Raw genomic sequence first — 11,791 nt, forward strand, 5'->3', positions numbered from 1 at the left:
TTTTTTACAAAATCTTCCCCGATCCGTCAAAAAATTATGATATACTAGTAGAACGAAAAAATTTAAGAATAGAGGAGGTTTTTTAATTTTGTCTTTTAAGAGATTACTAGTACTGTTGATCGCCTTGGCCCTTGTCTTTCCAAGTGCGTTTAGCAATACGACGGAAGCTGCAGCAGATACTATATCTATTAAGTTAAGTAACTATATTGGAAATAAGACCGAGCTACAATTCTCTTTTACAGGTGAACATACATTAAACGAAGATACGAGTATAAAACTTACTGCAAATAAGAAATATAAAGCAAAAATTGAAAGTGGAAAAATTGATTTATATGATCCTGATGGAAAAAAGCTCAAAACATTTTCATCATCATTTACAATTTCTGCAAAATCCTATAGTACTAGTAGTGTACATACAATTTATGGAAATACAACAAGAGGCTATTTAGGAGATATTAAATACGAAGTTGAAGGCGGGAAATATGTAAGGCCAACCAATATTAATATCCCGTTTGAAGATTATTTAAAAGGTGTTGTTCCAAGAGAGATGCCAGCATTATGGAATCTTGAAGCATTAAAGGCTCAAGCAGTCGCAGCACGTACATACTCAGCCGGTAGCATTGGAACAACTCAGCCTGATACTCAATCATTCCAAGTGTATGGAGGCTATGATTGGCACCCGAACTCATCAAAAGCAGTAGATGATACAAAAGGCAAGGTTCTTAAGTATAATGGCTCTCGGATAAGTGCTGTGTATTCTTCAAGTAATGGTGGATATACAGAATCGAATTCGAATCTTTGGGGATCAGCGCAGGTGCCATATTTACCAGCAAAAAAAGATACTTACGATCCTCAAAATCCATGGTCGTTCAATTTCAAGAAAGAACAAATTGATGTAAGAAAGCTTAATTTAGCAAAACCGCAGGAATGGTGGTCTTCTACTAATGAGGCTAATGCTACAATAGCTAATGGAATAAAGAACTCACTTTATTCGTTATCTAGCTACAAAGATACTGAGATAAAACTTGTTAGTATACCCGAGTTATCTTTATCTGGGAAGAACAGCAGTGGACGTAGCACCAATGCGTCTCTTAAAGTTACCTTTTTTGTAAAGGATAAAGCTTCTAATTCGTTTAGAATGCAAAATGGTAAGGTGCGAACATATTCTGAGACTCTAAAGAAAACAGCTAACGAGATGAGAACGATATTAGGGGCAAGTAATATGAAAAGCACTCTTTTAACAGAGCAATCAATCCTTCAGCATACAAGACTTGGTGGCCTTAATCGTTTTGAGGTAGCTGCGAATGTAGCAAAAGAAGGGTGGAGTAGCGCAAATACTGTTGTTATTGCTAACTGGGAAGCTTTTGGTGATGCGCTTGCTGCTACGACATTAGCTTATCAAAAAAATGCACCAATTCTACTTACTCAGTCGAATAAATTACATGCCGCATCAAAACAAGAGATTCAGAGATTGAAACCGACTAATGCTATTATTGTAGGTGGACCGATTAGTGTAAGCAAAAATATTGAAAATGAGTTAAAATCTTTGGGGGTAAAAACGATTGATAGAAAAGGTGGAAATAGCCGATTTGAAGTTGCGTATAATATTGCAAAAGATGTGAAACCATCTGATACTGCGATCGTTGCCAAAGGGCATATTTTTGCAGACACATTATCGATTGCTGCATATGCAGCAAGAATGGGCTATCCAATATTTTTAACTTATGAGGATACATTACCTGCTGCTACAGTTAAGGGTCTAAAGGAAAACGGAATCAAGAAAACGATAGTATTAGGTGGCTCATTGAGTGTCAGTGATAAAGTGTTCAAACAGCTCCCTAACCCTACAAGAATTGGCGGTAATAATCGTTATGAAGTTTCCGCTAATGTCGTTTCTGTGTTGGGGCTTAACCCTAGTAAAGCATTCCTTGCGACAGGCAGAACTTTTGGAGATGCATTGACAGGTTCAGTTTTAGCAGCGAAACAAAATGCAATTGTGTTATTAACTGTTTCTGAAGGCTTACCGCCAATGACAAAGAAAATAATTGAGGAAAAGCCAATCAATGACTTTACTGTATTGGGAGGGCCAATTTCGGTAAGTGAAAATATTTCGAAAAACCTTCCAGGGGTGTCTTACAAACTAGCGGGTAAAGGATTTGGACATGGTGTTGGAATGAGTCAATATGGAGCTAACGCCATGGGGAAAGCAGGTAAAAATTATCAGCAAATCCTATCATTCTACTATCCAAATGCTGAGTTAGTTAACAATTAAATTAAGGGGTGGCTTCTGCTTGAAAAAGGAGAAGTCATCCTTTTACTTTTGGTATTCAACGTTATGCAAATACTGACGCAAGGCAGGAAAATCACATGAAAAAATGTCTTTGTATTTTACTTGGTTTTTTTATGATGTTCAGCGTACTACCTCAATCAGTTTTAGCTGCTGATATAAAATCAACAAGGCTAGATGGGAAGGATCGTTTTGAAGTAGCAGTTAATGTTTCAAAGGCAGGTTGGTCAAATGGATCTGACACTGTTGTGATAGCGAATTTCTTAGCGTTTGCAGATGCTTTATCTGCATCACCATTGGCGTACAAACATAACGCACCCATTCTTTTGTCCCATCCCAATGAGTTAACCGCAACAACCAAGCGTGAAATCCAAAGACTGAAGCCTAAAAAGGTAATTATAATTGGTGGCCCGATTAGTATTTCGGAAAATATCGTTAAAACTCTTAAAGATATGAAGGTTACGAACATTGAACGTTTTGGTGGGGAAACTCGTTTTGATGTTGCTTATAATATCGCGTCAAGGCTAGGAGAAACAGATACTGCCATTGTGACAAACGGAATGAAATTTATGGATGCGATGTCGATTGCTCCTTATGCAGCTAAAAATGGCTATCCAATTCTATTGACCTATTATGATCACACTCTACCAAAACAAATGGACAAAGCCTTAGATGAACTTCAGATTAAGAATACAATCATATCTGGTGGAGAATTAAGTGTAAGCAAAGAGATTAGTAATCGACTTCCGAAACCAAAAAGAATAGGTGGGGAAGATCGTTACGAAGTATCTGCAAACATATTGGAAGAGTTAAATCCCAATGGAAAGAAAGCATTTATTGCGACCGGAAGAACATTTGCTGACGCCCTAACAGGCTCTGTATTGGCAGCAAAAGAGGGAGCATCTATGCTATTAAGTCACCCCACTAAAGTTCATGGCTCAGTGAAGAAGGTGATAGCCGACAAAAAGATATCTAATTTTGTCCTGTTGGGTGGAACAATTTCGATTCCAAATAAAGTATTTCTTGGGTTGAGTGGTCAAGAAAATACCCCACCTCTAAAAGGAAGGAAAATAATATTAGATGAGGGTCATGGTGGTAAAGACCCAGGTGCAGTTAAAAACGGCTTGTATGAAAAAGTTCTAAATATGGAATTTACAAATAAATTGGCAGATGAGTTAAAAAAATTTGGAGCTGAAATCATTTATACTCGTCCGAAAAATAAAGATACCTACTTATCTTTAGAAGAAAGAACTAACATAGCAAATCAAAAAAATGCTGACTTATTTATCAGTGTTCATCACGATTCAAATACTTCTTCAAAAGTCTCTGGTTTGAGTACACATTATAGTTCATATCGTCCAGCAATCGAAACAAAGGATGTATATGTACAATCTGGTGGAAAGAAATATCCGTTCATAAAAGAAATTACTTCAAAGAAAGTGTTTGTTGTGAAGGATGGATCATCTACGAAAGAATTAAGTTATGAAGGTTCAAATATTGCGTATGATCCAACACCAAGTAAGGCTGCTAAAGAAAGTAAGGTTTTGGCAGAGAGGTTTGCAAAATCTCTTGTTTATCCTGGAATAGGAGTAACAGGCATTTATTCAAAATCAGGAGTTCGGGACCATAATCTTTATGTTACAAGATGGACAACCATGCCTTCGGTGCTAATTGAGTTAGGATTTATGTCAAATCCACAAGAAGTAAAGCTACTTTCAAACAAAACCGTACAAGAGAAAAGGGCAAAGACATTGGCAAACGAAATTAAAAAGTATTATCAGAAATAAGTTGAGCATTTTTGGAATTTGTTTTAGGGAAAAACATGCAACAGGAGTGTGAGAAATATGAAGAAATTATTATTTTCAGTTGTGTTAGCCTTGGGTTTAGTTGTTTCTATATCAAGTGTTGCTTCAGCGAATAGCACAGTCAGATTAGGTGGATTAGATCGCTTTGAGGTTGCTATTAATGTTTCGAAACAAGGTTGGTCATCGGCCTCTACAGTAGTATTAGCAAACTGGGATGCTTATGGAGATGCACTCGCTGCAACGCCGTTAGCATACAAAAATAACGCACCGATTCTTCTGACTAAGCCTGCTACACTAGAGAGTAGAACTAAAGCAGAGATTCAGAGATTAAAAGCGAAGAATGTAATTATCGTTGGTGGACCAATTAGTGTTTCTGAGAAAATTGTAAGTGAATTAAAAAACATGGGGATTTCTGTAAGAAGAATCTCTGGTAATAGCAGAATGCAAGTTGCTGAGAATATAGCAAAAGAATTAAGCACAGCTAAAAAAGTGGTCATTGCAGATGGGTTTAATTACCCAGATGCTTTGTCGATTGCCCCATACGCGGCTAGAAATGGTTTTCCTATCTTACTTACGAATAATATGCATGAATTACAATCTTCTACACATACTTTAATTAATCAAAGAAGCATTACTGAAACGATTATTTCTGGTGGACCTTTAAGCGTTTCAGATAAAGTGTATAATAATGTTCCTAATCCAAGAAGGTTTGGGGGAAATAGTCGCTATGAGGTTTCATCGAATATTGCTAATGCCTATTTTAAAGGAAGTTCGACAGCCTTCGTAGCAAAAGGAATGGTGTTTGCAGATGCCTTAACAGGTACGGTTTTGGCAGCGAAGAAGAATGCACCAATTCTCTTGTCGTATCCAGATAGCCTACCACCATCTATTAAAAACTCAATTAAAAATAATGGTTATGGAAACTTCACTATATTAGGTGGACCGATATCTATATCTAATGGGATTATGAATCAATTAAGCCAACCGATTACAGGTCAACTTATTATGCTTGATCCTGGTCATGGTGATACTGACCCTGGAGCGGTGGGGAATGGATTACAAGAAAAAGATATCGTTCTTGATATTGCTAAAAGAGTGAATTCAAAACTAAGTGGTTCTCTTGCGAAAGTTGCCATGACTAGGCAAACTGATGTTTTTATTCCACTAGCTGATCGTGTAAAACAAGCTGAAAGTCAAGGCGCAAATATTTTTGTGAGCTTTCATGTGAACTCCTTTACTAATGATAGTGCAAAGGGAACTGAAACTTACTATAATACTACAAACGCATCAGGCAAAAGTAAGGAATTAGCAGAAAAAATTCAACAAGAGTTAGTTAAAGCATTAGGTACGAATGACAGAGGAGTAAAAACGGCTAATTTTGTAGTGATTAAGGAAACTACTATGCCAAGTGTTCTAGTAGAAATTGCGTTTATTAGTAACCCAGATGACGCTAAGAAATTGGCGAGCAGTACTTATCGACAGAAAGCGGCAGATGCGATTTATAAAGGAATTATGAATTACTACAATTAAGAATTTAAACTAGTTTTAAGCTGAAGTAGCCTCACAAATCTGTGAGGTTATTTCATTTTACTTAGTTTATATGTTCTGTTTCTAAGAGAAATGTGAAGACGATTTTACAAAACATATAATTAATTGAAAATGCATCTGAAAGCGTGTATATTGAATATGTGCTACTGTCGTGATATGACAGTTTTTTTCATATTCTGACAAAAATCTATTCAAAACCCTAACATTTGTGCAAATAAAGAAGGAGTGATACTAGTGATTTACGCAGAGATCCTTGCAGGTGGAAAGGGTACACGTATGGGCAATATTAATATGCCTAAACAATTTTTAACCCTAAATAATCGACCAATCATTATTCACACAATTGAAAAGTTTATTCTAAATGATCGCTTTGATAAAATAATTATTGTTTCTCCAAAGGATTGGATCAACCACACAAGAGATATTATAAAAAAACATATCGGTGATATTGACCGATTAGTGGTCGTCGAAGGTGGAAAGGACCGTAATGAATCCATTATGAGCGGGATTCGTTATATAGAGAAAAATTTTGGGCTTAATGAAGATGATGTCATCGTTACCCATGATTCAGTTCGACCTTTTCTTACACATCGTATTATCGAAGAAAATATTGATTCAGCATTGGAATATGGTGCGGTTGATACGGTTATTGAAGCAATTGACACCATTATTCAATCAGAAGATAGTGAATTCATATCAAACATTCCAGTACGTGACACTATGTATCAAGGGCAGACACCTCAAAGTTTTAATATAAAGAAGTTGGTTTCTTATTATGAAGCTTTAGATCCTGCTCAGAAAGATATTCTTACAGATGCCTGTAAAATCTGTGCATTACATGGTGATAAGGTAAAATTAGTTAAAGGTGAAGTCTTTAATATTAAAGTAACCACTCCGTATGATTTAAAAGTGGCAAACGCCATATTGCAGGAGAGGATTTCGCGATGATTAATCAAGTCTATCGTTTAGTATCCCCACGACAATTTGAGGTGACATATAAAGATCGACCTATTAATTCAAATCGAGTGGTGGTTCGTCCGACGCATTTATCAATATGTGCGGCAGACCAGCGCTATTATACTGGAACTAGAGGAAAAGAAGCGATGGCCAAGAAATTACCAATGGCCTTAATTCATGAAGGAATTGGTAAGGTAGTGTATGATCCACTTGGTGAAATTGAGACAGGAACACGTGTCGTAATGGTTCCAAACACTCCAACTGAAACAGATGATATTGTCGCTGAAAATTATTTGAGAAGCAGCCGATTCCGCTCTAGTGGATACGATGGGTTCATGCAAGACTATGTTTTTCTAAAGCGTGATAGAATTGTTCCACTTCCAAATAATATCGATCCATATGTTTCAGCATTTATCGAATTAATCACGATTGCGATGCATTCATTGGTACGATTTGAAGCAAAAGGCCATTCAAGAAGACATGTCTTTGGTGTTTGGGGAGATGGAAACCTTGGCTATATAACAGCGCTAATATTAAAGAGACGTTATAAAGACTGCAAAGTATATGCTTTTGGAAAACATCAATATAAACTGGATCATTTTTCATTCATTGATGAATCCTATCAAATAGATGAAGTCCCTGAAGATCTTATTATCGATCACGCTTTTGAAGCTGTTGGAGGGAAGGGAAGTCAATTTGCTATTAATCAAATTATTGATCATATTCACCCAGAAGGTACTATATCAATAATGGGCGTATCTGAATACCCTGTTGAAATTAATACGAGAATGATATTGGAAAAAGGAATTACAGTTATCGGAAGTAGTCGAAGTGGTCGTAGTGATTTTGTCAATACAGTAGAGTTTATGAAAGAGCATCCAGAATTTGTGGAGTACTTAAGTACACTTGTCGGTGAAGTTTGTGAAGTAAAATCGATACAAGATATTGTTTCTGCTTTTGAACTAGATCTTACCTCTTCATGGGGGAAAACAGTGATGGAGTGGAGAATCTAGTGTTTTGTTCATGAGAAGGGAATGTGTTTATTTTTGAATGTGAAGTTTATTCCAACGATCCTAGTTAAGTATTTTATACGCATTTCCTTTTTCATGTTTTCTCTTCTACCTATAAACAAGTGTAAAATTACATTTGCCTCTTATCGCTCAGAAAAGTTAGAGGGCAACCTTCGATTTATTTACGAAGAATTTAATAGAAGAAACTTAGGTTTCAAAGTTGACTTTCTATTTAAGAAATATACGAAGTCTCCCATTGGCAAACTTAACTATGCTGTACATATGCTTAAGGCTTGTCATGCACTAGCAACTTCTCGTTTTTTTATTATAGATGACTTCTACTTTCCCGTATATGTTATCAAGCCTAGAAATGGGATGGATATTGTTCAACTTTGGCATGCTGCAGGTGCATTTAAAAAGTTTGGTCTGAGTACAGTTGGTAAATCCTTTGGACCGAGTCGTGAGTACCTAGAAGTAGTTAAGGTGCATTCAAATTATTCAAAGGTTTATGTTAGTTCAAAACATATTGTTAGTCATTATGCTGAAGCCTTTGACATGGCTCAAGACAAAATATATCCACTAGGGGTGCCAAGAACGGATTATTTTTTCAAAATGGAAAAGAGGCAAGAAATAGAAAAGAGATTTGACCAACTATTTCCTAAATTGAAGGGAAAAAAGAGGATTTTATATGCTCCAACCTTTAGAGGTGGGAGTCATAATCAGGAATTATATAATTGTCCTTTTGATATTGAATTGTTAAGAGAAAATATTGGGGATAATTATACTTTGCTGATTCACTTACATCCTTATATGCGTAAAGGAATACGATTAGAGTCAGGACTAAATGATTTTGCAGTACATTTAGATAATGAATTTACGATAGAAGAACTTATGCTACTTTCAGATATTCTTATAACAGACTATTCATCCGTGATATTTGATTATAGCTTATTGCATAGACCTATTGCATTCTTTTCCAACGACTTGGAAGAATATATACAAGAACGTGATTTTTATTATGACTTTAAATCCTTTATCCCTGGTCCATTGTTTGATGATACACAATCTTTAGCTGATTGGATTAAACAAGAAAAATTTGATTATCAGCGTATTTCTCAATTTCGAGAATATTTCTTCGATATTCTTGATGGTCAAACGAGTAAACGAATTGTGACCCATCTATTGAGCAATGGAAAATAAATATAAGAAATAACGGGGGATTTACTTTGAATCCCCTTTTTGATTTTTGAGAAGCGAAAAATAACAATAGGTGCTGTAGTACATATTAGTTTGAAATATATTTGGATGGGAGTAAGAACGATGATTACTCGGATTAAGAGGAAATTAAGTGCGATATTTTTGAAAAGTAGAAATGTGACCCAATTACATAAGGATAATCCTGTAATCATTGACGAAAACAGGATCGTGATAAAAAGAGAAAGTTTGGGAGAATCTCTGCCAGTTCTTAACGAATTAGCGGGGGAAGAAGAAAAGTTAATTCCTAGACGAAAGATCACACAATTAAAGTGGAATGGATCGATAATGGAGATTAAGGGGTATTTCTATTTAGAAAATATCCCGATGAAAGATGAAGACTTAGTTAAGAAAAGATTCGTCATGGTTGATGAGAAGGGTAATAAAATTTCAATTTCTTTGCAAGACATTCCAGTTGATCAATTATCAATTAATGAAAAAATTGATCCATTGTACACTTGGGCTGGTTTTGAAGGAGAAATTAATTTTGCTACTATTGACAAGAATAATTTACCACTTCCAGATGGTGAATACAAAACGTATTTAGAAGTTGAGGTTCATGTATTAGGGGATCAGCATTATTTAAAGGTGTTCCCATTAGGAAATATTAAACCATTTCTTGATAATGGGTTTCATTCTGCAAAAATGGAGCACTTTACAGCAAAGCGTGAAATGAAATTTAACCTGTTGGCTTCATTTGATCAACCAATCAAAACACTGAAGATAACCTCTACGAAGTTAAAAGATTTCGATCCGACTTTAATGGGTATAGATGCTGACGAAGTAAAAAGAGGAGCTTTTTATAAATTTTATCTAAATGTGATTTTTAAATTACAATATAAGTTTTATTGTTTACTGCCTTTGAAAGAAAGTAAGGTTTTATTTGCATCTGATAGTCGAAGTGATATGAGTGGGAATTTTCAGTTTGTCTATGATGAAATGCTCAAACAAGGACTAGACTTGGAATACCATTTTCTTCTTAAAAGTGCAGTAGGGGAAAGAAAGAGTTACAAAGAACTGAGAAAGCTTGCCTACCACTTAGCAACGGCAAAGTTTATTATTTTGGATGATTTTTATCCATTGATTTATCCTTTGAAGATCCGTAAAAATGCAGAACTAATTCAACTATGGCATGCAGTAGGGGCATTTAAAACCTTCGGATTTAGCCGCATTGGTCGACCAGGCGGTCCTTCACCAAAATCAAAAAATCATAGAAATTATACAAAGGCAATAGTAAGTTCCCATAATGTGGCTAAGTATTATGCTGAAGGGTTTGGAATTGATGAGGAAAAAGTTATTCCGACTGGAATACCTAGAACGGATGTATTCTTTGATGAGGTTTATAAAAAGTCGGTTAGAGAGCGTCTATATGAGGAATTTCCTTTCTTAAAAGGAAAAAAAGTCATCACTTTCGCTCCAACATTTAGGGGAAATGGCCAACAGTCTGCCCATTATCCAATGGAAATTTTAGATTTAGGAAAACTGTATGAGGAATTTAAAGATGAGTATGTATTCTTATTTAAAATACATCCATTCGTTAAAAATGATTTTAATATTCCTTACCAATATAGTGATTTTTATTACGATCTATCTTCGTATAGAGAAATTAACGACCTGCTATTTATTACGGATATTTTAATTACTGACTATTCTTCTGTATGTTTTGAATTTGCATTACTAAATAAGCCAATGCTGTTCTTTGCATATGATGTCGAAGATTATGTGCAAAAAAGAGATTTCTATTATGATTATGCATCATTTATTCCAGGGCCACTTACTCGCTCGACAGATGAAATGATCGAAACAATAAAAAATGGAGACTTTAAAATGGAAAAAATACCTCCATTTGTTCAATATTTCTTTGATCATCATGATGGGCAATCTAGTCGTAGAGTGGTAGAACAGTTAATAATTGGCCAAGATGAGGAAGAGGATAAAAAGATATAGTTTGTAAATTTTTTGTGATTGAGGAGGGAGAACTGGTGTTTAAGACGGTATTAGTAACCGGTGGCTTTGGATTTATAGGTTCTCATATCGTTGAAAAGCTATTAGCACAGCAATATAAGGTAATTGTCATCGATGACTTTTCAACAGGGAAAAAGGAAAATATAGAACACATTTCTCCCGATATGAAGATTTTTAAATGTAGTATTCTAGATACGGAATTTGAAAAAATTGTCTTAAAAGAAAAGCCTGATGTTATCATTCATCAGGCAGCACAGGTGAGTGTTCAAAATTCCATTAATGATATGATGAATGATGAAGAAATTAATATTCGCGGTTCTATAAATGTCATTCAGGCAGCTGTGAAAGCAAATGTGAAGAAGATTATTTTTTCATCCACTGCAGCAGTTTACGGAATACCTGAATATTTACCGATTAACACGAGTCATCCTATTTCTCCTATTTCTCCATATGGAGTATCGAAATATACAGTTGAAAAATACTTAGAAGTAGCCCATCACCTTTATGGGATGGACTATACAATCCTTAGGTACTCAAATGTTTATGGTCCAAGGCAGGATGCATTGGGTGAAGGGGGAGTTATCTCCATATTTGTTCATGGCTTAATAAGTGGTGAAGATATTTTTATCTATGGAGATGGCAAGCAAACGAGGGATTTTATCTATGTCGAAGATGTTGCAAATGCAAATGTACAGGCTATAAATCTAGGTTCTCAGGGTGTATTTAACGTTTCAACAAATGTAGAATGTACAATTAATCAAGTTTATGAATTGTTACTTTGTATTGGAAATAAGGTTGCTTCCCCACATTATGAGCAAACTCGCGATGGAGATATCAAAAATAGCGTGCTATGCAATGAGAAGACAAAAAGGGTTCTTGAATGGGAACCAACATTCTCTCTAGAAAATGGATTAAAAAAAACTTACAAATATTATTTGAGGCAATTTAATCCGACATTACAATAA

The 11,791-nt window shown here is 35.3% G+C and carries 8 protein-coding genes; all 8 read left to right on the plus strand.

Going from position 1 to position 11,791, the window contains the following annotated elements; genetic code table 11:
- Positions 1 to 88: 88 nt before the first annotated feature.
- The gene (locus tag AA0X71_RS02515; protein WP_413358824.1) at positions 89 to 2,272 is read left to right on the plus strand and encodes a SpoIID/LytB domain-containing protein; all 2,184 of its coding nucleotides are present in this window, start codon (positions 89 to 91) and stop codon (positions 2,270 to 2,272) included.
- A gap of 95 nt (positions 2,273 to 2,367) precedes the next feature.
- Positions 2,368 to 4,074 carry a cell wall-binding repeat-containing protein gene (locus tag AA0X71_RS02520; RefSeq protein ID WP_413358827.1) on the plus strand — a complete coding sequence of 569 codons (1,707 nt, stop codon included), beginning with the start codon at positions 2,368 to 2,370 and terminating at the stop codon, positions 4,072 to 4,074.
- 57 nt (positions 4,075 to 4,131) lie between these two features.
- Positions 4,132 to 5,622: an N-acetylmuramoyl-L-alanine amidase gene (locus tag AA0X71_RS02525; RefSeq protein WP_413358829.1), complete on the plus strand. Its 1,491-nt coding sequence runs from the start codon at positions 4,132 to 4,134 to the stop codon at positions 5,620 to 5,622.
- Between the two features lie 252 nt (positions 5,623 to 5,874).
- Positions 5,875 to 6,588: a 2-C-methyl-D-erythritol 4-phosphate cytidylyltransferase gene (locus tag AA0X71_RS02530; RefSeq protein ID WP_413358832.1), complete on the plus strand. Its 714-nt coding sequence runs from the start codon at positions 5,875 to 5,877 to the stop codon at positions 6,586 to 6,588.
- The gene (locus AA0X71_RS02535; protein ID WP_413358834.1) at positions 6,585 to 7,610 is read left to right on the plus strand and encodes a ribitol-5-phosphate dehydrogenase; all 1,026 of its coding nucleotides are present in this window, start codon (positions 6,585 to 6,587) and stop codon (positions 7,608 to 7,610) included. Before AA0X71_RS02530 ends, AA0X71_RS02535 begins: the two co-directional genes overlap by 4 nt.
- 39 nt (positions 7,611 to 7,649) lie before the next feature.
- Positions 7,650 to 8,807, plus strand: a complete 1,158-nt coding sequence (locus AA0X71_RS02540) for a CDP-glycerol glycerophosphotransferase family protein (RefSeq protein WP_413362445.1) — start codon at positions 7,650 to 7,652, stop codon at positions 8,805 to 8,807.
- Between the two features lie 120 nt (positions 8,808 to 8,927).
- Positions 8,928 to 10,808, plus strand: a complete 1,881-nt coding sequence (locus AA0X71_RS02545) for a CDP-glycerol glycerophosphotransferase family protein (RefSeq protein WP_413358837.1) — start codon at positions 8,928 to 8,930, stop codon at positions 10,806 to 10,808.
- A 35-nt stretch (positions 10,809 to 10,843) separates the two neighbouring features.
- Positions 10,844 to 11,791, plus strand: coding sequence for an NAD-dependent epimerase/dehydratase family protein (locus AA0X71_RS02550; RefSeq protein WP_413358839.1), 948 nt, complete (start codon positions 10,844 to 10,846; stop codon positions 11,789 to 11,791).

The organism is Robertmurraya phoenicis (assembly GCF_047302285.1).
Lineage (GTDB): Bacteria > Bacillota > Bacilli > Bacillales > Cytobacillaceae > Robertmurraya.